The sequence below is a fragment of the Posidoniimonas polymericola genome (assembly GCF_007859935.1).
GTDB lineage: Bacteria > Planctomycetota > Planctomycetia > Pirellulales > Lacipirellulaceae > Posidoniimonas > Posidoniimonas polymericola.
Genome location: NZ_SJPO01000009.1, coordinates 1 through 25,169, shown reverse-complemented (window position 1 = coordinate 25,169; position 25,169 = coordinate 1). Strand labels below are relative to the sequence as shown.

General features: G+C 65.7%; 20 protein-coding genes and 1 tRNA gene. 18 read left to right on the top strand and 3 right to left on the bottom strand.

The features are described from left to right. The first annotated feature begins 81 nt into the window (after nucleotides 1-81). The 17 genes from tuf (at nucleotide 82) to Pla123a_RS17380 (ending at nucleotide 21,005) form a co-directional block, all read left to right on the top strand. Nucleotides 82-1,281: an elongation factor Tu gene (gene tuf, locus Pla123a_RS17460; RefSeq protein ID WP_146589337.1), complete on the top strand. Its 1,200-nt coding sequence runs from the start codon at nucleotides 82-84 to the stop codon at nucleotides 1,279-1,281. Nucleotides 1,282-1,364: 83 nt separating this feature from the next. After that, nucleotides 1,365-1,437: transfer RNA gene (locus Pla123a_RS17455), tRNA-Trp, on the top strand. Between the two features lie 206 nt (nucleotides 1,438-1,643). Beyond that, nucleotides 1,644-2,066 (top strand): preprotein translocase subunit SecE, encoded by a 423-nt coding sequence (gene secE / locus Pla123a_RS17450; protein WP_231956527.1) that lies wholly within the window; start codon nucleotides 1,644-1,646, stop codon nucleotides 2,064-2,066. Nucleotides 2,067-2,126: 60 nt separating this feature from the next. Then, nucleotides 2,127-2,966, top strand: a complete 840-nt coding sequence (gene nusG, locus Pla123a_RS17445; RefSeq protein WP_146589335.1) for a transcription termination/antitermination protein NusG — start codon at nucleotides 2,127-2,129, stop codon at nucleotides 2,964-2,966. A gap of 51 nt (nucleotides 2,967-3,017) precedes the next feature. Then, nucleotides 3,018-3,443 carry a 50S ribosomal protein L11 gene (rplK, locus tag Pla123a_RS17440; RefSeq protein WP_146589333.1) on the top strand — a complete coding sequence of 142 codons (426 nt, stop codon included), beginning with the start codon at nucleotides 3,018-3,020 and terminating at the stop codon, nucleotides 3,441-3,443. 202 nt (nucleotides 3,444-3,645) lie between these two features. After that, on the top strand, nucleotides 3,646-4,326 hold the full coding sequence (gene rplA, locus Pla123a_RS17435) for a 50S ribosomal protein L1 (protein WP_146589331.1): 681 nt from the start codon (nucleotides 3,646-3,648) through the stop codon (nucleotides 4,324-4,326). Nucleotides 4,327-4,395: 69 nt separating this feature from the next. Next, nucleotides 4,396-4,920: a 50S ribosomal protein L10 gene (gene rplJ, locus Pla123a_RS17430; RefSeq protein WP_146589329.1), complete on the top strand. Its 525-nt coding sequence runs from the start codon at nucleotides 4,396-4,398 to the stop codon at nucleotides 4,918-4,920. A gap of 221 nt (nucleotides 4,921-5,141) precedes the next feature. After that, a complete protein-coding gene (rplL, locus tag Pla123a_RS17425; protein WP_146589328.1) occupies nucleotides 5,142-5,558 on the top strand; it encodes a 50S ribosomal protein L7/L12 in 417 nt (138 codons plus the stop codon). 467 nt (nucleotides 5,559-6,025) lie between these two features. After that, entirely contained in the window at nucleotides 6,026-9,742 is a 3,717-nt protein-coding gene (gene rpoB / locus Pla123a_RS17420; protein WP_146589326.1) for a DNA-directed RNA polymerase subunit beta, read from the top strand. Between the two features lie 69 nt (nucleotides 9,743-9,811). After that, complete coding sequence (gene rpoC / locus Pla123a_RS17415; protein ID WP_146589324.1) at nucleotides 9,812-14,200, top strand: DNA-directed RNA polymerase subunit beta'; 4,389 nt, start codon at nucleotides 9,812-9,814, stop codon at nucleotides 14,198-14,200. A gap of 118 nt (nucleotides 14,201-14,318) precedes the next feature. Next, nucleotides 14,319-14,708, top strand: a complete 390-nt coding sequence (gene rpsL / locus Pla123a_RS17410) for a 30S ribosomal protein S12 (protein ID WP_146589322.1) — start codon at nucleotides 14,319-14,321, stop codon at nucleotides 14,706-14,708. A gap of 105 nt (nucleotides 14,709-14,813) precedes the next feature. Continuing rightward, nucleotides 14,814-15,284 (top strand): 30S ribosomal protein S7, encoded by a 471-nt coding sequence (gene rpsG / locus Pla123a_RS17405; protein ID WP_146589320.1) that lies wholly within the window; start codon nucleotides 14,814-14,816, stop codon nucleotides 15,282-15,284. A gap of 134 nt (nucleotides 15,285-15,418) precedes the next feature. Next, the gene (locus Pla123a_RS17400; RefSeq protein WP_146589318.1) at nucleotides 15,419-15,670 is read left to right on the top strand and encodes a hypothetical protein; all 252 of its coding nucleotides are present in this window, start codon (nucleotides 15,419-15,421) and stop codon (nucleotides 15,668-15,670) included. Next, nucleotides 15,670-16,137: a putative toxin-antitoxin system toxin component, PIN family gene (locus Pla123a_RS17395; RefSeq protein ID WP_146589316.1), complete on the top strand. Its 468-nt coding sequence runs from the start codon at nucleotides 15,670-15,672 to the stop codon at nucleotides 16,135-16,137. Before Pla123a_RS17400 ends, Pla123a_RS17395 begins: the two co-directional genes overlap by 1 nt. A 115-nt stretch (nucleotides 16,138-16,252) precedes the next feature. Next, on the top strand, nucleotides 16,253-17,278 hold the full coding sequence (locus tag Pla123a_RS17390) for a hypothetical protein (RefSeq protein WP_146589314.1): 1,026 nt from the start codon (nucleotides 16,253-16,255) through the stop codon (nucleotides 17,276-17,278). A 109-nt stretch (nucleotides 17,279-17,387) separates the two neighbouring features. Beyond that, on the top strand, nucleotides 17,388-19,526 hold the full coding sequence (gene fusA, locus Pla123a_RS17385) for an elongation factor G (RefSeq protein WP_146589312.1): 2,139 nt from the start codon (nucleotides 17,388-17,390) through the stop codon (nucleotides 19,524-19,526). Nucleotides 19,527-19,628: 102 nt separating this feature from the next. Continuing rightward, a complete protein-coding gene (locus tag Pla123a_RS17380) occupies nucleotides 19,629-21,005 on the top strand; it encodes a cytochrome P450 (RefSeq protein WP_146589310.1) in 1,377 nt (458 codons plus the stop codon). Here the strand turns inward: Pla123a_RS17380 and Pla123a_RS17375 are convergent. Genes Pla123a_RS17375 through Pla123a_RS17365 form a run of 3 tightly spaced genes read right to left on the bottom strand, consistent with a single transcriptional unit; the run spans nucleotide 20,978 to nucleotide 24,522 of the window. Next, entirely contained in the window at nucleotides 20,978-22,576 is a 1,599-nt protein-coding gene (locus tag Pla123a_RS17375; RefSeq protein WP_146589308.1) for an FAD/NAD(P)-binding protein, read from the bottom strand. The genes Pla123a_RS17380 and Pla123a_RS17375 overlap by 28 nt on opposite strands. Continuing rightward, a complete protein-coding gene (locus Pla123a_RS17370; protein ID WP_146589306.1) occupies nucleotides 22,573-23,652 on the bottom strand; it encodes a 3-oxoacyl-[acyl-carrier-protein] synthase III C-terminal domain-containing protein in 1,080 nt (359 codons plus the stop codon). The genes Pla123a_RS17375 and Pla123a_RS17370 overlap by 4 nt, the downstream gene beginning before the upstream one ends. Nucleotides 23,653-23,655: 3 nt before the next feature. After that, the gene (locus Pla123a_RS17365) at nucleotides 23,656-24,522 is read right to left on the bottom strand and encodes a hypothetical protein (RefSeq protein WP_146589305.1); all 867 of its coding nucleotides are present in this window, start codon (nucleotides 24,520-24,522) and stop codon (nucleotides 23,656-23,658) included. A 351-nt stretch (nucleotides 24,523-24,873) separates the two neighbouring features. Between Pla123a_RS17365 and Pla123a_RS25185 the strand changes: the two genes are divergently transcribed. After that, the gene (locus tag Pla123a_RS25185) at nucleotides 24,874-25,002 is read left to right on the top strand and encodes a hypothetical protein (RefSeq protein WP_261342758.1); all 129 of its coding nucleotides are present in this window, start codon (nucleotides 24,874-24,876) and stop codon (nucleotides 25,000-25,002) included. Nucleotides 25,003-25,169: the final 167 nt, after the last annotated feature.

The window sequence follows — 25,169 nt, the reverse complement described above, 5'->3', positions numbered from 1 at the left end:
AGTTCGGTTTCGATTTACTAGCAACACAAACTCCGTTCTGATTTGCAGAACACGGTTCCCGGAAGTTAAGCAGGGAGAAAAATGGCCAAGGACACCTTCGAGCGTACTAAGCCGCACGTTAACGTCGGCACTATCGGTCACATCGACCACGGCAAGACCACCACCACCGGCGCGATTCTCGCCGTGCAGTCGGAGAAGGGGCTAGCCAAGTTCAAGTCGTACGCGGATATCGCCAAGGGCGGCACCGTGCGTGACGAGACCAAGACGGTCACCATCGCGGCGGCTCACGTTGAGTACGAGACCGCCAATCGTCACTACGCCCACATCGACTGCCCGGGCCACGCCGACTTTATCAAGAACATGATCACCGGCGCCGCCCAGATGGACGGCGCGATCCTGGTGGTGTCCGCTCCGGACGGCCCGATGCCGCAGACCCGCGAGCACATCCTGCTCGCCCGTCAGGTCGGCGTGCCGAAGGTCGTGGTTTACCTCAACAAGTGCGACCTCGTCGACGACGAGGAGCTGCTGGAGCTGGTTGAGCTGGAAGTCCGCGAGCTGCTGACCGACCACGGCTTCCCCGGCGACGAGGTCCCCGTGATCCACGGCAACTCGAAGGCCGCGATTGAGAACCCGGCCGACCCCGAGGCCGCCAAGTGCATCGGCGAGCTGATGGACGCCATCGACAGCTACATCCCCGAGCCGACCCGCGAAATCGACAAGCCGTTCATGATGGCTATCGAGGACGTGTTCTCGATCGAGGGCCGTGGCACCGTGGCCACCGGCCGTATCGAGCGCGGCACCGTCAAGGTGGGTGAGGAAGTGGAGATCGTCGGCCTGACCGAGGCCCCCACCAAGACCACCTGCACCGGCGTCGAGGCGTTCAACAAGACCATGGACCAGGGCCAGGCCGGCGAGAACGTCGGCTGCCTGCTGCGTGGCGTCAAGCGTGAGGATATCCAGCGTGGCCAGGTGCTGGCCAAGCCGGGCAGCATCACCCCGCACACCAAGTTCGAGGGTGAGGTCTACATCCTGAGCAAGGAAGAGGGCGGCCGTCACACGCCGTTCTTCAGCGGCTACCGCCCGCAGTTCTACTTCCGCACGACCGACGTCACCGGCACCGCCGCCCTGATGGGCGACGCCGAGATGTGCATGCCCGGCGACAACACCAAGATCAGCGTCGAGCTCTCCAAGCCGATCGCGATGGACGACGGCGTCCGCTTCGCTATCCGCGAGGGTGGCAAGACGGTCGGGTCGGGTGTTGTGACCAAGATTGTCGAGTAAGTTAGCGTGTGAAAGCATCAGGCGGAGAGGGGGGGGGCAGCCGCAGGCGTTCCCCTCTCCACTCTTGCCTGCCGCTTTCCAACAGGGGCGTAGCTCAATTGGCAGAGCACCGGTTTCCAAAACCGGGGGTTGTGAGTTCGAGTCCCACCGCCCCTGCTTAGCAGCCTCCGAGCGTCGGAGTTGTGCACGAGGCGGGGTTTGCCCGCAGGGTCTCCAGTGGGGTCCCAGCGGGGGTCTCGGCAGCGGTGTAGTAGCCCGCAGGGCTGTAGTCGAAAGAGGGGCGAACCCGCCCTGTACGGAGCGGAGTGGTTGGCTCGCCGGTTTGGCGGGCGGCGGCCCGCAGCAACGAGGCTCACAGGATCGTGACCGCATACCTACACCAACTGTTTTCGATCGGGTTTTACAAGCGGACGCAAGGGAGGGTCGCCCGGCAGGTGACCTTCTACGCGATCGCGATCGCCATTGCGGTCGGCTCCTACTCGTTGATGACCTGGATGCAGGCCAACGGTTCGGAGAACGCCAATGCGTTGGCGGTGCCGGTTTCCGTGGGCGTGTTTGCGCTCGGCGCCTGGGCCGCCTTCCGGCTGGTGCAGCTACCGACGTTCGCCGATTTTTTGATCTCCGTCGAGGCGGAGATGAACAAGGTCACCTGGCCGAAGCGGGGCGAGTTGTGGCGGGCGTCGGTGGTCGTGATCTTGACGATCTTTGTGCTGGCAGCCCTGCTCTACCTGTACGACCTGGTGTGGAGCAACCTGCTGAACACGCTGCTGTCGATCGGCGGCTAGTAGGCGGCGTTGCCCGCGAGTTTTGTCAGTCGTGAATCATTTGTCTTGTGTTGGTGAATCGTGCTAGACGGCTCTGAAAAGTCGAACGAGGACGCCCCCGCCCCGATCCCGGCGGAGGAGGCGGCCGTCGATGCCCAGGCTGAAGCTCTGCAGGATGTCGGGCCCGCCGCGGGCGCCGAGCAGGAGTCGGCGCCGGCTGACGGCGCTCCCCAGGTCCCGGTCGAAGAGACCGCCGAGGCCGACAGCGGGTTGAGCGCCCAGGACGAGGCAGAGCTGGCGGCCGCCGAGGCCGCCATGGACGACGAAGAGGAGCCGGTCGCGGCCCCCTCGGGCCCCCTCGAGTTGATCGAGGAGGAGGACGAGGACATCGACATGGACTGGTACATCCTCAAGGTCCAGAGCAACCGCGAACGCTCGATTTCGGCCGCGTTGCAGCGGAAGGTCTCGATCGAGGGGCTGGACCGCTACTTTGGCGAGATCATGGTGCCGACCGAGAAGGTCACCGAGTTCAAGGCCGGCAAGAAGAAGGTTGTTGAGCGGAAGATCTGGCCCGGCTACATCGCCGTGCAGATGCACGTCAACGACGACACCTGGTTCGCCATCCGCGAGACCTCCGGCATCGGCGACTTCACCGGATCCGGCGGCAAGCCCACTCCGATGGCGTCGCAGGACGTCGCCAAGATCCTCCACACGGAGGAGGACGAGACCGACGAGGCTCCCAAGCTGGCGATCCCGTTCCAGGAGGGGGACAAGGTCAAGGTCAAGGACGGCAACTTCGAGAGTTTCGAGGGCGAGGTCAGCAAGATCGACGACATCCACGGCAAGGTCACCGTGATGCTCAGCATCTTCGGCCGCCCGACCCCGGTGGAACTCGAGTACTGGCAGGTCGAGAACCTGTAGCGGCGTTCTTCCTGTCACCCCACACCAACCACTTCCTACCATCCAGCAGTCATGGCCAAGCAGTTAGTCGGACAAGAAAAGTTTCAGATCCCTGGCGGTCAGGCGACCCCCGCGCCGCCTGTCGGCACCGCGCTGGGTAAACACGGCATCAACCTTGGCCAGTTTGTTCAGGCGTTCAACGACGCCACGAAGGAAGCCGGCGGGATGATGATCCCGGTCGTGGTGAGCGTCTACAACGACCGCTCCTTCGACTTCATCTGCAAGAGCCCCCCGGCCGCCGTGCTGCTAAAAAAGGCGGCCGGCGTCGCCAAGGGGTCGGGCGTGCCGAACAAGACCAAGGTCGGCAAGGTCACGCAGGCCCAGCTTGAAGAGATCGCCACGACCAAGATGAACGACCTCAACGCCCGCGACGTCGAGCACGCCGCGCGGATGGTGGCCGGCACGGCCCGCAGCATGGGGCTAGTGGTCGAAGGTTAAATCGGGCATACTTACGAGTCTGCCACGCGTTTTTGGGCGGTGCGTGCCTCACGCCTAGAGTCGCAAGTGGTGGTGGTGTAGGAGTTTACGGCATCGCGTTTGAGTCGCGCAGCCACACGAGTGAAGGTGGGACGCGGGGTGAGCCTGATGGGCATCCCCGCGGTTTGGACCACACTTCCCGCATTTTTTGGGGTGAAGCAAGATGGCAAAGCAGTCGAAACGTTTTCGCGCACTCGCCGCGAACCAGAAGAGCAAAGAGGCGTTCCCGCTTTCTGATGCGGTGAAGACCCTCAAAGGCTACGACGGCACCAAGTTCGACCAGATGGTCGAGATCGCGATGCGTTTGGGCATCGACCACACGCAGGCGGACCAGATCGTCCGCGGCTCGATTGTCCTGCCGCACGGCATCGGCAAGGAGCAGCGGGTGGTGGTCTTCGCCAAGGGCCCGCAGGCCGAAGCCGCCAAGGCGGCCGGCGCCGACGAGGTGGGCGACGAGGACCTCTCCAAGAAGATCCTCGGCGGCTGGACCGACTTCGACGTCTGTATTGCGGCGCCCGACATGATGAAGCTGGTCGGCCCGCTTGGCCGGGTGCTCGGCCCCCGCGGCCTGATGCCCTCGCCCCGCGCCGGCACGGTGACGCCCGACGTCGGAACGGCTGTCTCGGAGTACAAGGCCGGCAAGGTCGAGTTCCGCAACGACAAGGGTGGCAATATTCACGCCCCGGTCGGCAAGCTGAGCTTCGATCCCGAAAAGCTCAGCGAGAACGTTCAGGCGTTTGTGGACAAGATCGTCAGCATGAAGCCTGCAGCGGTGAAGGGCGTCTACTTGAAGGGCGTCCACCTCAGCGCGACGATGAGCCCCAGCGTCCGCGTCGCGGTTTAAGCTTCCCGATCTTTGGTTATGGCCTGGGCCATCGCCCGGTCCGCTAACCCCTGACCCCCGGTCACTCTTATGAGTAAGTACGTCAAACAACTGATGACCGACGAGCTGAAAAGCCGTTGGGACGGCGTCAACGACGCCCTGCTGGTGGATGTCAGCAAGCTGGAAGCGAACGACGCCGTCGTGCTCCGCCGCCGGCTGCGTGAGAAGAACATCAGCCTGATGGTGGTGAAGAACAGCCTGGCCCGCCGCGCCAGCGAGGGCACCACCCTCGCGCCGGCGTTCGAGGGCGCCGAGGGCACGATGGCGGTCGCCTGGGGCGGCGAGGATATTGTCTCGCTAGCCAAAGAGATCGTCGCGGTCAAGAAGGACAAGGCTTTCGAGGAGTTCGAGGCGCGCGGCGGCGTGATGGACGGCGCCAAGCTCTCGGCCGACGACGTCACGGCGGTCAGCAAGTGGCCCAGCCGTGGCGAGCAGCTCAGCATCCTGATGGGCCAGATCCTCGGCCCGGGCATGACGCTCAACGCTCAGCTGCTTGGTCCTGGCGCCTCGCTAGGCAGCCAGATTAAGCAGAAGGGCGAGGGCGACGAAGAGTAGCCCGCGACCACCGCTCAGGCCTCGCCCGTGTCAGGCCTGCAGCGTTCGGCCTGCAGAGGCCGCTCGGTCTCCCCGGAGGCGGAGTTTGGCGGGCAACCAAGTCACATCCGGTTTCGGCGCAGCCCTAGCAGCGATTGCCAAGCCGAGAGTTTTTCAGCGACCAACGACCACGGGCCCCCTGGGGAGGGGGCCAACCCTGCAGAAAGGCAAGGCAAGAGACCATGAGTGAAGAAGCAGCAGTGTTGGAGTACTCGGACGCCACCAAGGAAATGGGCGACAAGATTGTCGGCCTGACCCTCAAGGAGGCCAAGGAACTCAGCGATTACCTGAAGAATGAGCACGGCATCGAGCCGGCCGCTGGTGGCGGCGCGGTGATGATGGCAGGCCCCGCCGGCGACGGTGGCGGCGCGGCGGCTGCCGAAGAGCAGACCGAGTTCGACGTCGTGATGGAGAGCTTCGGCGACAAGAAGATCGGCGTGATCAAGGTCGTCCGTGGCATCACCGGCCTGGGTCTGAAGGAAGCCAAGGACCTGGTCGAAGGCGTTCCGAGCAAGGTCAAGGAAGGCTGCTCGAAGGAAGACGCCGAGAAGATCAAGGCCGAGCTGGAAGAAGCTGGCGCAACCGCGGTTATCAAGTAGCCGCGCGGTTGCTGTTGTGCCGCGGCGGCCTCTTGGCACAGAATGTGCTTTGTGCGACACTCTAAGGAGTGGGCTCTGCCCGCTCGGGGGTTGTGCAAGTCGCGTGCTTGGAGGCTCGTCGTTGTGCACTCATCCGGGAGACGGCTGTCCGGCGCTAGCCGGCGGGCGTCATCCGGCCCCAGCTTCTTACCGCACGGTCTTACTGGATGCCTAGCGATCCCTGCTTGAAAGCTGCCCTCGCGCGACGAGTTGCGCCCCCCGCTGCGCTCTCGTCTGTTGGTTCCCCCTGCGCGTCGATCTCCCCTGGCAACCGCCGGGGCGTTCCCCAATCGATTCCGGCTCCCCTGCCGGCGCCGGGGCGGTTTCTTGTTGCGTCGCTCGTCGTTTCCATGCTCGACGTCGTCCCGCCTGACGTCTTTCTGCTTGGTTTGGCCCAACTCACGTCTTAACGGAGCAGCGCGCCCCCTATGGCTGTCACCGCCCAACGTCGTCTCGATACCCCGGACATCCGTCACTTCGGCAGCATCCGCGAATCTTACGAGATTCCGGACCTGACGGAGATCCAAACCGCCAGCTACGCGCGGTTCCTCCAGTACGCGCCGGGCGTCTCGCAGCAGAAGCGCAAGGACGAGGGTCTCGAGGCGGTGCTGCGCGAGATCTTCCCGATCGAGAGCTACGACAAGTCCATCAGCTTGAGCTACGTCCGCTACGAGTTGGGCAAGCCGCGCTACGAGCCGGACGAGTGCCGCCAGCTGCGGCTGACCTACGGCCGCCCGTTCCGCGTCTGGCTTCGCCTGAACCGCGACGAGCCGATCGAGGAAGAGGTCTACCTCGGCGACCTGCCTGTCATGATGGGCGGCGGCGAGTTCATCATCAACGGCGCCGAGCGCGTCGTGGTGAGTCAGCTGCACCGCAGCCCCGGCATCGACTTCGTCTCGGAGATCGAGGCCGGCGACCGCAAGGTCTACAGCTGCCGGGTGATCCCGGAGCGTGGCAGCTGGATCGAGATCAACACCACCAAGAAGGACTCGATCACCGTCCGGATCGACCAGAGCGGCAAGTTCAGCGTCGTGACGCTGCTGCGGGCGATGGGTCCGGAGTTCGGCCTCGACTCGGACATCATCAAGGCGTTCTACGACACCACCAAGCAGAAGATCGTCGACGGCCGCAGCGCCGCCAAGATCGAGGGCAAGATGGCGGTCGAGGACATCGTCTACCCGGTCGGCAGCGACCGGGCGGGCGAGATCATCCTCGAGACCGGCCAGCGGATCACCAAGAACATCGCCGAGACGATCTGCACCTCCGGCGTGAAGAGCGTCGTGGTGATGGACCCGCCGAAGACGATGCACCTCATGAACGCCATCATCGACGACCAGACGTCGAGCCATGAGGAGGCCCTGCTCCGCATCTACCAGCGGCTCCGCCCCGGCAACCCGCCGCAGCTGGAGAAGGCCCGCACGCTGTTCCACGAGAAGTTCTTCGACACCAACCGCTACCGGCTGGGCCGCGTCGGACGCTTCCGCATCAACCGCAAGCTGAACCTCGACGTTCCCGAGGAGGAGATGATCCTCCGGGCCGAGGACCTGATCAACTCGGTCGACTACATGCTGAAGCTGTCGGCCAGCGACGACTCGGCCTACGTGGACGACATCGACCACCTCGGCAACCGGCGTCTGCGGACGATCGACGAGCTGGCCGCCGACGAGCTGCGGAAGGGCTTCCTGAAGCTCCGGCGCACCGTGCAGGAGCGGATGAGCCTAAAGGACGCGGAGGACATGACCCCCCGCAGCCTGGTCAACCCGAAGAGCATCTCGGCGGCGATCGAGTACTTCTTTGGCCGCGGCGAGCTGTCGCAGGTTGTCGACCAGACCAACCCGCTGTCGATGCTGACGCACGAGCGGCGGCTGTCGGCCCTCGGCCCGGGCGGTCTTAACCGCAAGCGCGCCGGCTTCGAGGTGCGTGACGTGCACATCTCGCACTACGGCCGCATCTGCCCGATCGAGACGCCGGAAGGCACGAACATCGGCCTGATCTCCAGCCTGGCGATGTACGCCAGCGTGGACGACTACGGCTTCTTGATCACGCCGTACCGGGTGGTCAAGAACGGCAAGCTGATGGACGAGGTCATCTGGCTGCGTGCCGACCAGGAGAGCGACGCGTACGTCGCGTCGGCGGACTCGCCGGTCGAGAACGGCAAGATCACCGGCGACACGATCGTGGCCCGGTACCGCAGCGACTTCGTGCTGGTCCCGGTCGACAAGATCGAGTACATCGACGTCGCGCCGAGCCAGATGATTGGCGTGTCGGCGGGTCTGATCCCGTTCCTCGAGCACGACGACGCCAACCGCGCGCTGATGGGATCCAACATGCAGCGTCAGGCGGTCCCGCTGCTGGTGGCCGAGCCGCCGGTTGTCGGCACCGGCCTGGAGGTCGACGTCGCGCGGCACTCCGGCATGCTGGTCCGCGCCGGACACAAGGGCACGGTGACCTATGTCGACGCCACTCGCATCGAGATCGGCCCGGAGGTGCACCACCTGCGGAAGTTTGTCGGCCTGAACGAGCGGACCTGCCAGAACCAGAAGCCAATCGTGAAGCCGGGCGACAAGGTCGAGAAGGGCCAGGTGATCGCCGACGGCGCCGCGACCTTCCAGGGCGAGCTGGCCCTGGGCCGCAACGTGCTGGTCGCGTTCATGTCGTTCGAGGGCTACAACTTCGAGGACGCCATCATCATCAGCGAGGAGCTGGTGAAGAAGGACACGTACACGTCGATCCACATCGAGGAGTTCGACGTCGAGATCCGCGAGACCAAGCTCGGCCGCGAGGAGTTCACCCGCGACATCCCGAATGTCAGCGAGAAGATGCTCCGCAACCTGGACGAGTCGGGCATCGTGCGGATCGGCACGTTCGTCTCGCCCGGCGACATCCTGGTGGGCAAGGTCTCGCCGAAGTCGAAGACCGAGCTGACCCCGGAAGAGAAGCTGCTGCACGCCATCTTCGGCCGCGCCGGCGAGGACGTGAAGAACGACTCGCTGGAGGTCCCCTCGGGGGTCGAGGGCATCGTGATCGACACGCAGAAGTTCTCCCGCCGGATGAGCCTGTCGGAAGATGAGCGCAAGGACTTCGAGCGTCAGCTCAAGTCGGCCGAGAAGGAGGGCAACGAGGCGATCGCCGCCGCGTTCACCGCCATGGTGACCGAGATCGAGGAGACCCTGCAGAAGAAGCTGACCGACGACGACGGCAACTCCGTGGTCCACGACCAGGACGCGTCGTTCGTGGCGGAGAAGGCGGCCTCGTTCCGTCTAGAGACCCTCGACATCCGCAGCCCGGACCGCCAGAAAGCGGTCGAGAAGACCTACAAGACCCTGTGGCCGAACGTCGAGGAGGCGATCGACACCCGCGACCGCAGGCTCAACAGCATGAAGCGGGGCGACGAGCTCCGCAGCGGCGTGCTGCAGATGGTGAAGGTCTACATCGCCACCAAGCGGGTGATCAGCGTCGGCGACAAGATGGCCGGCCGCCACGGCAACAAGGGTGTGATCTCGAAGATCATGCCCGAACAGGACATGCCGTTCCTGTCGGACGGCACGCCGGTGCAGATCATGCTGAACCCGCTCGGCGTGCCGAGCCGCATGAACGTGGGGCAGATCCTCGAGACGCACCTCGGCTGGGCCGGCTCGAAGCTCGGCTTCCGGGCCCGCACGCCGGTGTTCGACGGCGCCACCGAAGAGCAGATCAACGACTGCCTGGAGGAGGCCGGCCTGCCCCGCAGCGGCAAGGCGCGGCTGATCGACGGCCGCTCCGGCGAGCCGTTCGAGCAGGACACCACAGTGGGCTTCATCTACATGCTGAAGCTCCACCACCTGGTGGACGACAAGGTGCACGCCCGCAGCACCGGGCCGTACTCGCTGATCACGCAGCAGCCGCTGGGCGGCAAAGCGAGGTTCGGCGGTCAGCGGTTCGGCGAGATGGAAGTGTGGGCCCTGGAGGCGTACGGCGCCGCGTATATCCTGCAGGAGCTCTTGACCGTCAAGAGCGACGACGTCGAGGGGCGCACGAAGATCTACGAGTCGATGGTCAAGGGCGAGAACACGCTCGAGGCCGGCACCCCCGCGAGTTTCGACGTGTTGACGAACGAAATCCGAGGACTTGGTTTGAACATGCAGCTGGAGAAGCGACGGATCTAGGTCCGACGCACCCCCCGTTGTTTTGCTTCCGCTGTTCGAATCACGTCGCCTCTTGGAGCACGAATTAATATGAGCCTGCTCGAAACTTCCAACTACGACCGCATCAACGACTACGCGTCGGTCAAGATCAGCCTGGCGCGCCCGCACGACATCCGCAGCTGGTCGTTCGGCGAGGTCAAGAAGCCGGAGACCATCAACTACCGGACGTACCGCCCGGAAAAAGACGGCCTCTTTTGCGAGCGGATCTTCGGCCCGGAAAAGGACTGGGAGTGCTCCTGCGGCAAGTACCGCGGGATGAAGTACAAGGGCATGATCTGCGACCGCTGCGGCGTGAAGGTCACGCACAGCCGCGTCCGCCGCAAGCGGATGGGCCACATCGAGCTGGCCGCGCCGGTCGTGCACATCTGGTTCTTCAAGGCGATGCCGAGCCGCCTCGGCAGCCTGCTGGCGATGAAGACCACCAGCCTGGAAAAGGTGATCTACTTCCAGGACTACGTGGTCACCAACCCGGGCGACACCGGCCTTAAGCCTCAGCAGATGCTGAGCGAAGAAGAGTACCGCCAGGCCCGCGAGCAGTTCGGCGAAGGCACGTTCGAGGCCGACATGGGCGCGGACGCCATCCGCAAGCTGCTCGGCGCGCTCGACCTGGTGCAGCTGTCCGAGGACCTGCGCATCGATCTCCGGGACACCGGCAGCAAGCAGAAGGCCAAGGACCTGATCAACCGTCTCAAGACGGTCGAGTCGATCCGCGACTCGGACAACAAGCCGGAGTGGATGGTGCTGGACGTGATCCCGGTGATCCCGCCCGACCTGCGTCCGCTGGTGCTGCTGGACAGCGGCAACTTCGCCACGAGCGACCTGAACGACCTGTACCGCCGCATCATCAACCGCAACAACCGGCTGAAGAAGCTGGTCGACCTCAACGCGCCGGAAGTGATCATCCGCAACGAGAAGCGGATGCTGCAGCAGTCGGTCGACGCGTTGTTCGACAACAACCGCTGCAAGCGGCCGGTGCTCGGCTCGTCCAACCGCCCGCTGAAGTCGCTGACCGACATGATCAAGGGCAAGCAGGGCCGGTTCCGTGAGAACCTGCTCGGCAAGCGTGTCGACTATTCGGCGCGGAGCGTGATCGTGGTCGGCCCGAAACTGAACCTGCACCAGTGCGGCCTGCCCAAGAAGATCGCGCTGGAGCTGTACCAGCCGTTCATCATCCGCCGGCTCAAGGAGCTGGGGCACGCGGACACGATCAAGTCCGCCAAGAAGATGCTCGAGCGCAAGGACGAAGAGGTCTGGGACATCCTCGAAGAGGTGATCACCAACCACCCGGTGCTGCTCAACCGGGCGCCGACGCTGCACCGCATGGGCATCCAGGCGTTCGAGCCGACGCTGGTCGAGGGCAACGCCATCAACCTGCACCCGCTGGTGTGCAAGGGCTTCAACGCTGACTTTGACGGCGACCAGATGGCGGTCCACCTGCCGCTGTCGATCGAGGCCCAGGTCGAGGCCCACACGCTGATGATGTCGACGCACAACATCTTCAGCCCGGCCAACGGCGCCCCGATTATCAGCCCGTCGCAGGACGTGGTGATGGGGAGCTACTACCTCACCATGAATGTGCCCGACGCCCCCGGCGACGGCATGATGTTCTCGTCCTTCCAGGAGGTCGAGATGGCGCACGGGATGGGCAAGGTCCACACCCACGCCAAGATCAAGCTGCGTCTGCGTCCGGGCCGCTGCCTGCGTGAGGAGATGGACGACCCGTCCAAGGCGGGCCGCGTGATCGACACCACCGCCGGCCGCGTCTTCTTCAACGAGATGCTGCCCGACGGCATGCCGTACTACAACGAGCCGATGCGATCGGGCGCGTTGTCCAAGGTGATCAGCGACTGCTACGAGTTCCTCGGGCGGTCCCGCACGATCCAGCTGCTGGACGACATGAACAAGACCGGCTTCCGTCACTCGACGCTCAGCGGCCTGTCGTTCGCCACGGACGACCTCGTTACGCCGGACAGCAAGTTCAAGATCCTGGCGGCGGCCGAGAAGAAGGTGCTGCAGACCAACAAGCACTACCAGCGTGGTGTGATCACCGAGGGCGAGCGTTACGCAAAGGTCCTCGACGAGTGGACCCACGCCCGTGAGCAGATCACGCAGGAGATGATGGAGGCCCTGGAGGCCGACTACCGCGGCAACCAGTACGTCAACCCGATCTACCTGATGGCGCACTCCGGCGCCCGAGGTGGCGTGGAGCAGATGCGTCAGCTCGGCGGCATGCGTGGCCTGATGGCCAAGCCGTCCGGCAAGATCATCGAGACGCCGATCAAGGCCAACTTCCGCGAAGGCCTGACGGTGCTCGAGTACTTCTCCAGCACGCACGGCGCCCGGAAGGGTCTGGCCGACACCGCGCTCAAGACGGCCGACTCCGGTTACCTGACGCGTAAGCTGGCCGACGTGGCGCAGAACGTGGTCGTCACGATGGACGACTGCCGCACCACGCAGAGCATCACCAAGGGGATCATCTACCGCGGCGAGAAGGTGGAGGTCGGCCTGGCCGACAGCATCCGCGGCCGCGTCAGCCGGTCGAACATCGTCAACCCGATCACCGACGAGGTGATCGTGGAGGAGAACGGCCTGATCACCGCCGAGGTCGCCCGCAAGATCGAGCAGCTCGGCATCGAGAAGCTGCAGGTCCGCAGCCCGATGACCTGCGACGCGCCGCTCGGCATCTGCCGCAAGTGCTACGGCCAGGACATGTCGACCGGCGCCATGGTCGAAGAGGGCATGGCGGTCGGCATCATCGCCGCCCAATCGATCGGCGAGCCGGGCACGCAGCTCACGATGCGGACCTTCCACATCGGCGGCGTGGCCCAGGGCGGCGTCGAGACCTCCGACACCAAGGCGCGCAAGGGCGGCATCGTCAAGTACGCCAAGCTCAACGCCGTGAAGAACACCGAGGGCGAGGTCATCGCCCTGGGGCGCAGCGGCGAGATCTCGCTGGTCGACGAGAAGGGCCGCGAGATCGAGAAGTACGAGGTGCCGATGGGCGCCAAGGTCATGCTCAACGAGAACGACGTCGCGAAGGCCGGCGCCGTGCTCTGCGAGTGGGACCCGCACTCCATCCCGATCCTCGCGGAGACCGGCGGCAAGATCCGCTTCGAGGACCTCGTCGAGGGCGAGACCATGCGGAGCGAGAAGGAGGCCTCCGGCCACACCCGCTTCGTCATTATGGAGCACAAGGGCGACCTGCACCCGCAGGTCGTGGTCGAGGACCCCGCCGACGGCAAGATCCTGGACTTCTACTACATGCCGGAGAAGGCCCACCTCGAGGTCAAGGCCGGCGAGATCATCACCCCCGGCGCCCTGATCGCCAAGACGCCCCGCGAGGCGGCCGGCACCCAGGACATCACCGGTGGTCTGCCCCGCGTCACGGAGATCTTCGAGGCCCGCAAGCCAAAGGACCCGGCCGTTATCGCCGAGATCGACGGCACGGTCGACATCCTCCAAGAGAAGAAGCGCGGCAAGCGGGCGATCATCGTCCGCAGCGAGAGCGGCATCGAGCACGAGCACCTGGTCACCCACAACAAGCACCTCCGGGTGCACGCGGGCGACATCGTCAAGGCGGGCGACTCGCTGGTCGACGGGCCGCTGGTGCCGCACGACATCCTGCGGGTGTCGGGCGAGGAGGCGGTGCAGGAGTACCTGACCCGCGAGATCCAGAACGTCTACCGCAGCCAGCGCGTCGAGATCAACGACAAGCACATCGAGATCATCGTCAGCCAGATGCTCCGCAAGGTGAAGATCGAGTCGCCCGGCGACACCAACCTGCTGCCCGGCGCCGTGGTCGACAAGTACGACTTCCGCATCGCGAACGAGCAGCTCGACCGGTGTCTGAAGATCTCCGACAAGGGCGACAGCGAGTACGCCGAGGACGCGATCGTGCCGAAGGACGTGCTCGAGCAGACCAACGCCCAGATCGAGTCGCTGGGCGGCGAGATCGCCAAGGGCAAGAAGCCCAGCAAGGCGACCTCCACCACCCAGCTGCTGGGCATCACCAAGGCGTCGGTCCAGAGCCACAGCTTCTTGTCGGCGGCCTCGTTCCAAGAGACCACCAAGGTCCTCACCGAGGCGGCCCTGGCCGGCAAGGCGGACCACCTGATCGGCCTGAAGGAGAACGTGCTGCTGGGTCACCTGATCCCGGCCGGCACCGGATTCAGCTCGATTCAAGAGTCGGAAGTGCGGATTCGGCCCGAGGCCCTCGAGGCCCTGGCGGCCCAGACCGCCAGCGTGCTGGACCGTTCGTTCCCGCTGCTCGAGTCGGGTAACGACCAGGTCGGCGGCGAGGCCGCCCCGGCGGCCCCGGCAGCGGAGCCGGCCCCTACCAGCCTGGACGTCCTGCTCGGCAATGACGGCGGAGCCAGTAACGCCGATGGCGGCAATCCCGACGAGGAAACGGCCGGCTAACTCAAATCCACTGCCAGGGCGTCGCCCGGGGGGCTCCCCCCGGTTGACACCCGGGCAAAATTCGATACCCTGTGAGGTTCGCCCTTAGCGAGCCACGCCACGTAGGTAAACCTGATTCATGCCCACAATCAATCAACTCGTCCGCAAAAACCGCAAGAAGAAGCGGCAGTTCAGCAAGTCGCCGGTTCTGAACAAGTGCCCCCAGAAGCGGGGTGTTTGTCTGCAGGTCCGGACCATGACGCCCAAGAAGCCGAACTCTGCCCTGCGGAAGATTACCCGTGTCCGCCTGTCCAACGGCAAGGAAGTTACGGTGTACATCCCGGGCGAGGGCCACACGCTGCAGGAGCACAGCATCGTGCTGGTCCGCGGCGGCCGTGTCCGCGACCTGCCGGGCGTGCGTTACCAGGTGGTGCGTGGCGCGCTCGACACGCTCGGCGTGTCGGACCGCAAGCAGTCCCGCAGCCGCTACGGCGCCAAGCGTGACGGCGGCGCCAAGAAGAAGAAGTAACGAGGCTGTTGGCCCCAGGCCGTTAGCCCCCGCTAACCGCCGGCGCCGGACACGCTCGAAACCGTTTTTACCAACAGCCAAACGCCACTAGCTAACAGCCCCCTTATGGCCCGTATTACCGCAAGTCGCAAGCAGCTCAAGCCGGACCCCGTGCACGGCTCGCTCCTCGCCAGTAAGTTTGTCAATTGCCTGATGAACGACGGCAAGAAGAGCACCGCGCTGCGGATCTTCTACGACGCCCTGGACGTGATCAAGGAGCGGGTGCCGGACGTCGAGCCGATCGAGGTCTTCACCCAGGCGGTGGAGAACGTGAAGCCGGCCATTGAGGTCCGCTCGAAGCGCGTCGGCGGCGCCGCCTACCAGGTGCCGATGCAGGTCAACCGCACGCGTCAGCAGTCGCTGGCGATCCGCTGGCTGCTGATGGCGATCCGCGAGAAGAAGGGCCGTCCGACCCACCTCAAGCTGGCCGACGAGCTGGTCAACGCCTACAACCGCGAGGGCGTCGCCATGACCCGCCGCGAGAACGTCCACCGCATGGCCGACGCCAACAAGGCGTTCGCGCACTTCGCTTGGTAGCCGCTTAAGCTATCAACGCCGCAGACAATCGAACGCCGGGCCTTGTTTTCAAGGCCCGGCGTTTTTTGTTTGGCGGCGGGCTTTTTTGACCCACGCCACGGGGCGGGATATGCTTGTATTCAAGGAGAACCGCCATGACGCTGCACATCCCCGACGACCTCGCCAAGCAGCTCGCCGACCAGGCTTCGGCCGCCGGCGTCGACTACGAGGCGTTCGTTGTTAGCCAGCTGCGGGCGTCTGTTTCGCAGGCCAAGGCTTCTCAGCAGGCTGACCTCAACGAGGTGCTCAGCCCCGTCCGCGAGGCGTTCGAGCAGTCGGGCATGACCGAGGATGAGGCGGTCGAGCTCTTTGAGCAGGAGAAGCACGCGATGCGGCGGGGCGAGTGATGTCAGCCCCGCGCGTCGTCTTCGACTGCAACGTCTACTTCCAGGCGCTGATCGGACCCACGGGGCCGGCGGGTTCGTGCCTAGACGCTGGGGGTGAAGGAACGGTCAGCCTCTACATATCGCAGTACATCCTGAACGAACTCAGGGACGTGTGTCTGCGGCCCAAGATCGCCCACAAATTCGGAATCACAGTCCAACGCCTCGACTATTTCTGTGATGGAGTTCGGCGGTGCGCTACGTTCTTGCCGGAGCCTCTCGAAGTCTTCTTACTCCAGCGCGATCCTAAGGACGAGCACTATATCAACCTCGCCATCGCGGCTTCTGCCAGCCTGGTGGTGAGCCGCGATCGCGACCTGCTCGCCCTGGCGGATCCGTGGGACCCTGTCGGCCAGGCCTTCCAGGCGTCCTACCCCACGATCGAGGTCGTCACGCCGGTCGAGCTGCTCGCGCGGCTGGCCGCGGGCTGATCCGCCCCAGCCAGTCGGGGCGAATCGTGGTAGAATCCGGGTTCCGCCGTGCCGCTGGCCCTAGGGGACGGCCGTTGAGTCCCTGTGGCCGGCGACCCCTTGGGAGTCCACCGCTATGTTTACCGACCCCACCGAGATCCACGCCGCGCGTGCCGGGGCCGGATTGCACCGGCTGATTGCCTTGTTGCCGTGCGTCGTCGTGGCGGCGGCGGCGTCGACGGCGGCCGCCGAGTCGATCTCATTCGACCACTGCGAGTCGAAGGGGGACTGGTTCGTGTGGCGGAGTGTCCACCGCCCGCTCGGGGTGGCGTGGAAGGACCCCTACCGCTTGAAGCTCGATTCACGCAAGGGCGACTATCAAGAAAACACCACGGTCATCGTCGTGGACGACGCCTCGTCGACCAGCGTCGCTGTGATGCGAAGATTGGCGGGGCCGTCCGAGACCGCCGCTTCCCTGATCGATCGCCTGGCGCCCGCCGGGTCCCGCGGAGAGGCCGTCAAGTTTGCGGGCGTCGACTTCCAAGGGATCGCCCTCGCCGCCGCTAGCAAAGGGCGGCCGGCCGAGCACGTGATTGTCAGGGTCGACGACGGCGAACTCACTCTTGTGAGCCTCTCGGCGATCAGGAAGCCGCGGGAGTCGCTCCAGCAGCTGCTTGACCGTGTTGGTCAGCGTGTCCGCGTCAGCCTCAAGGAGTCCCAGGCGAACCGGCGCCAAAGCGACGACGACTCCATTGAGCCGCGCGAGGCGGATTGGGCCGCTGCTGAAACCGCCGCGAGAGCGTTCGTGTTGGCGATGCTCACCCAAGACCCAGCTGGCGCCAGCGAGGTCATGCTTGACCACCCCGACGCGAAGATCCTCTTCCAGGGCTCCGGCCCGCCGCCGGAGGTTGTTGCGATGATGAAAGAGCTCGTGCCAAAAGCGGAGATTCATCGGTGCGAGGTTGGCGAGAATCTGCAGCTGCCCGGCGGCAGCCGACGCACCCTTACCGACGCCGACGTCAACCGGCAGGAGCTTCAGCTCATGCCAGAGATCAACGGCGAGCCGATGAACCCGCCGCTGTCGGTCGTCAACCAGAACGGAACGTGGAAGGTCGATCCGCGCCCGTTGATCGCCGCCCGGAGAGCCGCTTTCGGGCGGTGAGCCCGGCCACGTCTTCGCCAATCTACGCCGATCCCTGCTTCCACTACCTGTCCCCATCGAAACCTTTGAGTCCTGACGCCCCTGGGCGTCTTGGCGGTTACCAACTCCCATGTCCACCGACCTTACCAAGATCCGCAACATTGGCGTCATCGCCCACATCGACGCCGGCAAGACGACCACCACCGAGCGGATGCTGTACGTCAGCGGCGCGCGGCACCGGGCGGGCGAGGTCGACCGCGGCACCACCACCACCGACGACGACGCCGAGGAGCAGGAACGCGGCATCACCATCTACTCGGCGTGCGTGCAGTTCCCGTGGAAGGACGTCAACATCAACCTGATCGACACGCCGGGCCACGTCGACTTCACGGCCGAGGTCGAACGCAGCCTCCGCGTGCTCGACGGCGCCGTGGTGGTGTTCAGCGCCCGCGAGGGGGTCGAGGCCCAGAGCGAGACCGTCTGGCGGCAGGCCAACAAGTACAAGGTTCCGCGGGTCGCGTTCATCAACAAGCTCGACCGCGAGGGCGCCAACTTCGAGAACGTGTTCGACGAGATCGAGAACCGGCTGGGCGCCCACCCGCTGGCGCTGCAGATCCCGGCCGGGCTGGGGCCGCAGCACGTGGCCGACCCGTTCCGCGGCATCGTCGACCTGGTCACGATGAAGCTGCTCACGTTCCCGGAGGGGAAGGAGGGCCGCGAGATCGTCGCCGAGGACGTGCCCGAGGAGCTGCTGCCCGAGGCCCAGCTGTGGCGCGAGAAGCTGCTCGAGACCCTCTACGACTACAGCAACGAGCTGATGGAGCTGGCCCTCTCCGAGGAGCCGATCCCCGCGGCGCTGATCCACAAAGTGGTCCGCGAGGCCACCATCCACCTGCAGGTGCAGCCGGTGCTGTGCGGCTCGGCCCTGCACGGCATCGGCGTCCAGCAGGTGCTCGACGCGGTCGCCGCGTACCTGCCGCACCCGCTGGAGATGCCGCCGGTCGTCGGGACCGAGCCGGTGGTCGAGGGCGGCAAGCGCAAGGGCGCCGCCGAGGACACCCCGCCCAAGAAGCTGGTCCGCAAGCCCGACCCGGCCGAGCCGTTCTGCGGCCTGGTGTTCAAGATCCTCCCGTTCAAGACCGGCGACCTCTACTGGGTCCGCGTCTACTCGGGCGAGATCAATCCGAACTCCCGCGTGCTCAACGCCGGCAAGAACTTCAAGGAGAACGTCTCGCAGCTGTGGCGGATCCACGCGACCAAGAAGGACGAGCAGCTGCAGCATGCCCAGGCCGGCGACATCGTCGCGCTGCTGGGCCTGCGGGAGTCGGTCACGGGCGACACCCTGTGCGACACCCGCGCGCCGATCGTGCTGGAGTCGATCGAGTTCCCCGAGACCGTGATCAGCGTCGCGGTCGAGGCCGAGAACTCCACCGAGAAGAAGAAGCTCGGCCAGATGCTCGAGATGCTGAAGAAGCAGGACCCCACCTTCCGCTTCGAGGACAACGAGGAGACCGGCCAGACGCTGATCAGCGGCATGGGCGAGCTGCACCTGGAGGTCATCCAGCACCGGCTGGAGCGTGACTTCGGCCTCAAGATCAAGGTCCACAAGCCGCGCGTCAGCTACCGCGAGACCATCGCCGGCCCGGCCGTGGTGACCGGCGAGTGCAACCGGCTGATCAACGGCGCGCAGCACACCGCCGCGGTGCGTCTGAAGGTCGAGCCGTACACGCCCAGCGGCCCGCTCGCAGCCAAGCTGCCGCCGGTCACCGTGTCGATCGACCCGAACCACGGCCTGCCGAACGAGTTCCTCTGCGTGGTGATCGAGGAGCTCGAGTCGGCGATCGCCGGCAGCGGCACGCTCGGCTTCCCCCTGATGCGGCTGAAGGTCACGCTCTTGGGCGGCGACGTCCACGAGACCGACGCCACCGAGATCGCCTTCCGCACGGCCGCCAACCTGGCGGTGGACAAGGGCCTCCGCGAGGCGGGCGTTGTCCTGCTAGAGCCGATCATGCGGCTGGAGCTCTCGACGCCCGAGGAGCACGTCGGCGACCTGGTGGGCGACCTGCAGCAGCGCCGCGCGATCATCCACAAGACCGAGCTCCGCGGCACGGACACCGTGCTGCACGCCGAGGCCCCGCTGGCGAACCTGTTCGGCTACAGCTCGGCGATGCGCTCGCTGTCGCAGGGCCGCGCGAGCTGCTCGATGGCCCCCAGCGGCTACGCCCCCGCGCCGGAGGAAGTGCTCAAGGTGTTCCTGGGCGAGGATTAGCCGGCGCGATCGCCCGGCCGACCTCAGGGGGCATACGGTGATCGCCGCCGCACCGCGGGGCAATCTCGATTACGCGATGCCTAGCCTGGACTACCGCAGCCAATGACCTCAGACCCGGAACCAGCGCCGTTTGCAGGAACGCCCGCCCGGCCGCCGTGGTCCCACAAGCTGTGGATGCTGGCCGGCAGCCGCGAGCGGTTCTTCGAGCGACTCATCCAGGACTACGGAGACTTCGTTGAGTACCGTGGCCCCATCTCTTTCTACCTGGTCAACCACCCTGCGCTCGTGAAGCAGGTGCTGCAGGGCGCCCACGACACGTTCGACAAGAACAGCCCGCTCTACGACCGGTTCCGGCGCGCGTTCGGGAGCGGACTTGTCGTCGCCGAGGGCGAGTCGTGGAAGCGGCGCCGCGCCGCCGCCCAGAAAGTGCTGGGTCCGCGGCAGGTCGAGGGTTACTGCGAGCTGATGGTCCGTGCGGCAGAGCAGGCGGCGGCCCGCTGGCTGCCGCTCTGCCGCCGCGACGCGTCGTTCGATATCGCACCGGAGATGGATCGCCTAACTCTAGAGATCATTGGCCGGAGTTTGTTCCAGGACGGGTTCGACGGGGCGCAGGAATCGGTCCAACGCTGGACGCACGCGATCGATCACTTCAGCTCCAAGGCGCCGCTGCCGGTGATCCGGAGCGCCTGGTTCCCCTCGCCGCTCAACCTACGCCTCGAGCGGACCGTCCGAGAGTTCCACGGGTTCATTCAGCGGATGCTCGACAGCAACCGCCGTGACGGCTCGGAGGGCGGCCTGCTATCGCTGCTCTGCGGGGGCGGGCCCGACGGCGAGGCGGCGCCGCTGAGCGACGCTGAGATCAGAGACGAGGTGCTGGGGATGATCGTGGGCGGGCACGAGACCTCGTCGGTCGCGCTCACGTGGGCGTGGTACGAGCTCGACCGCAACCCCGCGGTCGAGCAACGGCTGCTCGAAGAGCTCGACACGGTCCTCGGCGACAGGCCGATCGAGTCGGCCGACGTGCCCCGCCTCACCTACACCCGCATGGTCATCGACGAGACCCTCAGGCTCCACCCGCCGTTCTGGTTTGAGAACCGAAACGTCACGCGGGAGGTCGAGCTCGGGGGCGCCACGTTGCGGGCGGGCGACACCGTGGCGTTCAGCCGCTACGCGCTCCACCGCCACCCGGGGTTCTGGAACGACCCAGAGGTCTTCGACCCCAACCGGTTCTCGCCCGGCAAGGAAGAGAACCGCCGCTCGACCTACGCGTACGTGCCGTTCGGCGGCGGGCCACGGGTTTGCGTTGGCGTTCATTTTGCGATGCAAGAGCTGGTGGTCGTGCTAGCGACCCTGGCCCGGAAGCTCAGGATCCGGGTCGACCCGCGCCACCGCCACGAGGTCCGGGCGTTGCTGACCATGCGGCCCAAGCACGGTCTGCGGGTGCGGGTCGCTCAGCGACAGGCAAGCAGCAGCCGGTAAGTCCAATCGACCGGCTTCAGGGCGAGGAGCAGCGCTATCAGCACGGTCGGCATGTAGGTAGGGGGCCGCGGGCGGGCGCCGCGTTGTTCACCGAAGCAGTGGTAGTCGAGCGTCGTGGCCGGGGCCGTGTTCTGGGTCCACCAGTCCACGAGTGACGCCGCCCGTGGGCTCTCGCCCATCGCCGCCGCCAGGCGATCGCAGTAGGGGAACATCTCAACGGGGTAGATTAGTCGGGTGTCGACGCCGCGGTACCGTGCGGTGCGGGCTTCGACGTCCGCCCGATGGAGCTCGGTGAGGTTGTCGGGGCGCGGCGTCCGGCCGGCGATCACGCTGCTGACGTACCTGGCCTGGATCTCGCTAATCGAGGGGATGTTGCCGATCACCGGCCGGGCGAACCCGACAAGAAACAGGTCGTCGTGCTCGGCGTGCCGGCAGCCGAGGTAGAAGTCGCGTACGCTGGCTCCGCCGCCCAGGACCTCGCCGAGCCTGGAACGGAAGCCAATCGCGGGGACCACGACGTCCGGCGTGAAGTGGTGGGGACCGTCGTCGTCGAACCCTTCCCACTTGGTCAACGACGAGTCGACCGGTGGGCCGACGATGCGCAGGCGATCCTCGGCGACGGCGGTGAGGAAGTCGTCGCTCTTGTTGTGAAACATGTCGAACAGGTTGTGCTGGGCGCGGCGGTTGAGGATCTCCCCCCACTGCTTGCGGCGGGCGTAGGCCTGCGTATCGTGAGCGGCGCCCGCAGACTTGGCGTCGGGGAAGAGCCACTCCAGCCATTCCTGTCGCCGGATGCGGGTGCGGACAAACCAGTTCCCGATCCGGTTGCGGATGTCTTCGTGGATCGACAGCATGAGCCGGTTCCGCAGGAAGTCGGACGGCACGCCGCGTATCGGGTGGTACCGCGGGCTCACGCGGACTCCCGAGCGGAGCGACAGCAGCACTCGATTGCCGAGCTCGGGCCGCGCGAAGCGGTTGGCGAAGTCGGCGGCCATTTCTCCGCCGCCGATGACCGCCACGGCCTTGCCGGTGATCGACGCCGTGCGTTCGTGCGAGAAGAGCGTCCTCGGGTCGATGGCGTGCGGATGGTCGCCCGACGATCGAGGCTCGGCCACCAGGCCCGTACAGAGGATGACGGCGTCGAACCGGCTGGTCTGCGTTTCAGCGGCTGGGTCCGATTGGAAGGTTACCTCCCACCCGGTGGCGTCCTGGGGGCGGCGGACCGAGAGCACGCGGCGGCGAAACTTGATGTGCCGCCGCAGATCAAAATGCTCGGCGAACCGGTTGAGGTACTCGCCGTACTCGCCGTCGCGGAAGAACTCGCTGCGGCTCTCGCCCCGGTCGGGCTGGACCGACGCGTCGTAGACGGGCAGGCAGCTGAACTGCGTGGTGTACTTGGTCGACGTCGAGACGAAGCCGTCGTACGGGCGGCCCCACGCCCCAGTCACGGTGTCCGATTCTTCGAAGCACTCGATCTCCCATTCGGGCAGCGCGTCGAGGGCGTGCTTGAGGCTGATCAGCCCGCTGCTCCCGGCGCCGACGATCGCGAGCCGGCCCCGCCCGGCGGTCATGGCGCCACCGCCGTGAGGCTGATCAGCACGAAGTTGAACTGCCCCGATTCCGGCACGAACAGCAGCACGCGATCGCCAGGGGCCACGCGGTCCTCGCTCAGGAATTCGTCCAGCATGACGAAGATGCTCGCGGCGCCGGTGTTGCCAGCGGTGGCGAGGTTAGTCCAGTACGGCGTGGGGGCGCCCTCGCCGCTGTTGGCGATCACCCGTTCCATCTTGCGTCGGAAGAAGAAGGAGGACATGTGCGGCAGCACGACCGTGTGCGAGTCGATCGAGTCCCCGTGCTGCTGGAACGCGTCCCGCAGGAAGACCTCGGCGGCCGGGAACAGATGCCTGGAGAGGACCGAAACGTCCTGGCTGAGCAGCGAGTTGTGGTTCTCCAGCTTCATGCACAGGGGGGCTTGGTTGGCCAGCGATAGCGAGTGGGTCCAGTTGATTTTCAGCGAAAGTCCCTGGCGGTTGGGTTGGTCCTCGAGCAGCAGCGCCCCGGCACCGTCGGAGAGCATGAACCTCAGGAACACCGACATGAACCACTGGCTATTCCGGAGGTTCCCGTGCTGGTTGCGGTCGTCGACCGGCCGGATCGCCGTTGACTTAAGGACCTCCGAGGCGTGTTCCGCCCCGACGCACAGCGCGGTGCGGTGGTCGCCGCTGGCCACCGCCCGGGCCGCCGCCACCAACCCCGCGGAGGCCGAAGAGCAGATCCCGGCGTGGGAGCTGATCTCGACCGGGCTCGGCAGGACGCCGCACTCGCTCAGCCGTGAGTGGAGTATCGACGAGTACCCGGGCGCGGCGAGGGGGGCGAACGTCGTCCCCGCGGACAGGAAGGTCGCGCGGGTAGCGTCGGCGCGGGTCGCCAGCCGGTTCACCGCCTCGGCGCCCAACGCGTAGACGTCGTGCGTCGGCTCCTGGTGATCGTTCTGGGCGTAGTGCCGCCGCCGGATCCCGTTCATCGCGAGGATGGCGTCTCGGACCTCGCCCTCGCCGTCAAGCACCCCGAGGCGGCGTTGGATGCCGTCGTTGTCGACGGGCGCATTCGGCAGGAACGAGGCGGTGCGGGTGATGTAGCAGGGCATTGGCTAGGTCGCCTCGCTGCGGGGCGGGGGAACCCTACGCAGCAGGTCGTACACCACCTCGTCGAACACGATGTGGTAGTAGAGGTACTGGCTGGGGTTGGAGAAGAACGCGCTCGAATTGTAGTGGCCGCGGTTGGACACCTCCTGCATGAAGAAATCGAGATCGGACTGCACCTCTTGGTTGCCGGCGTAGATGCGTTTGACGCACCACAGCAGTACGGAGTCCGACCCGAACGAGTTCAGCGCCGTGACGGTGGTTCGGAGGTCGCCGAACACCGTGATCGCCAGCACGATGAGCATCACGATATTGGTGGGGCCGAACCACTGCAGCGAGTGCCGCCGGTTGGTCTCCAGCACGGCCTTGCTCCACAGCTCGTGGTCGCCCGGCTGGACGGAGCGGATGTAGTCGAGGTTGTCGAGGAACGTCTGCTTGTCGAACCGGTCGACCACCTCGTAGGACAAGAGGTCGTGCCCGATGGTCAGGCGGTTCTGAAGCACCGTCCGGATGTCCTCGACGCTGTAGTCACCGTCGATCGTGTTCAGCTTGATCCCATTGGCTTCTGGCGGGTCGTCGCGGCGCCGCAGGATGTGCTGGTACAGCAGCGGCTCGATCTGGACGTGCCGCATGAACAGCTCCGCGGCGTCGGCGCGGGCGAGGTACTTCATCCCGAACGCCATGCAGAAATCAATCAGGTACGGCTCAAACCCCAACGGGAACCGGTGGAACACAAACTTCAGCGGGAAGCTGACAAACCGCACGAAGAAGTAGAGCACCAGCAAGAGCGGCCGGACGAGCAAGAAATCCCACTGCTTCTTCTCGCGGGCGAAGACGCCGTTGATGTAGTCGGTGAAGTAGGGGAACTGATGCATCGCTTGCGACCGGTGACTCGGAGCTTCGCGGGGGGCGGCGTTCATAGACGTCTGGTGGTTCAGGGGGCATAGACCCGAATGCAGATCCGGCGCCAGTGGCCTGGGTGTCGCTGGAAAGTATGGTGGCAAAAGGTCTTAGGCGTAAGCAGGACCCCAGCGACGCCCAACCGCTCGGGCGGCGTGTACATTCAGCGCCAAGCCGCCTGGCGCCCATTGCCCACGCCGGCGGTCACGCCGCGAGCGGGGCCCGAGCGGGCGCTTGCGAGCGGGCGCCCAACGCCACGCCGCCTAGCCTCCGCGAACTGCCGTCGCCTCGCGATCGAATGCAGCTTCGACGGACACGACCGGTCGGTGCCAGCGCACGATTTGCTGATGGTGATCAACGGCGAGCACTCTGCCCAGCACGACCGGCACGAGGCCCAGCCGCTTCTGGATGCGTTCCGCGTGTTCTGGTTGGATCCAGGCGCCTTGCTGAGGTAGGGCACAACTCTAAGCCCGCCTCGTGTGCCACTGGCTCTGCCCAGTGCGGCGCTAGGGCAAGGTTCGACTCCCTATCGCACTGGCGGAGCCCAGTAGCGTCCGGTAAATCCTTCACACGATTTTAACTTGCGCTATTGCGGCTGTGTGTGGTAGAGGTGGCGTATGTC

What these genes read in the sequence shown, in the direction of transcription:
- rplJ (WP_146589329.1), top strand. Translation starts at nt 4,396, where the DNA reads ATGAGTAAGTACGTCAAACAACTGATGACCGACGAGCTGAAAAGCCGT.
- Pla123a_RS17370 (WP_146589306.1), bottom strand. Translation starts at nt 23,652, where the DNA reads ATGCCCTGCTACATCACCCGCACCGCCTCGTTCCTGCCGAATGCGCCC.
- tuf (WP_146589337.1), top strand. Translation starts at nt 82, where the DNA reads ATGGCCAAGGACACCTTCGAGCGTACTAAGCCGCACGTTAACGTCGGC.
- Pla123a_RS17375 (WP_146589308.1), bottom strand. Translation starts at nt 22,576, where the DNA reads ATGACCGCCGGGCGGGGCCGGCTCGCGATCGTCGGCGCCGGGAGCAGC.
- rplK (WP_146589333.1), top strand. Translation starts at nt 3,018, where the DNA reads ATGGCCAAGCAGTTAGTCGGACAAGAAAAGTTTCAGATCCCTGGCGGT.
- Pla123a_RS17365 (WP_146589305.1), bottom strand. Translation starts at nt 24,522, where the DNA reads ATGCATCAGTTCCCCTACTTCACCGACTACATCAACGGCGTCTTCGCC.
- rpsG (WP_146589320.1), top strand. Translation starts at nt 14,814, where the DNA reads ATGGCCCGTATTACCGCAAGTCGCAAGCAGCTCAAGCCGGACCCCGTG.
- rpoB (WP_146589326.1), top strand. Translation starts at nt 6,026, where the DNA reads ATGGCTGTCACCGCCCAACGTCGTCTCGATACCCCGGACATCCGTCAC.
- Pla123a_RS17395 (WP_146589316.1), top strand. Translation starts at nt 15,670, where the DNA reads ATGTCAGCCCCGCGCGTCGTCTTCGACTGCAACGTCTACTTCCAGGCG.
- fusA (WP_146589312.1), top strand. Translation starts at nt 17,388, where the DNA reads ATGTCCACCGACCTTACCAAGATCCGCAACATTGGCGTCATCGCCCAC.
- rplA (WP_146589331.1), top strand. Translation starts at nt 3,646, where the DNA reads ATGGCAAAGCAGTCGAAACGTTTTCGCGCACTCGCCGCGAACCAGAAG.
- Pla123a_RS17390 (WP_146589314.1), top strand. Translation starts at nt 16,253, where the DNA reads ATGTTTACCGACCCCACCGAGATCCACGCCGCGCGTGCCGGGGCCGGA.
- rpoC (WP_146589324.1), top strand. Translation starts at nt 9,812, where the DNA reads ATGAGCCTGCTCGAAACTTCCAACTACGACCGCATCAACGACTACGCG.
- rpsL (WP_146589322.1), top strand. Translation starts at nt 14,319, where the DNA reads ATGCCCACAATCAATCAACTCGTCCGCAAAAACCGCAAGAAGAAGCGG.
- Pla123a_RS17400 (WP_146589318.1), top strand. Translation starts at nt 15,419, where the DNA reads ATGACGCTGCACATCCCCGACGACCTCGCCAAGCAGCTCGCCGACCAG.
- Pla123a_RS17380 (WP_146589310.1), top strand. Translation starts at nt 19,629, where the DNA reads ATGACCTCAGACCCGGAACCAGCGCCGTTTGCAGGAACGCCCGCCCGG.
- rplL (WP_146589328.1), top strand. Translation starts at nt 5,142, where the DNA reads ATGAGTGAAGAAGCAGCAGTGTTGGAGTACTCGGACGCCACCAAGGAA.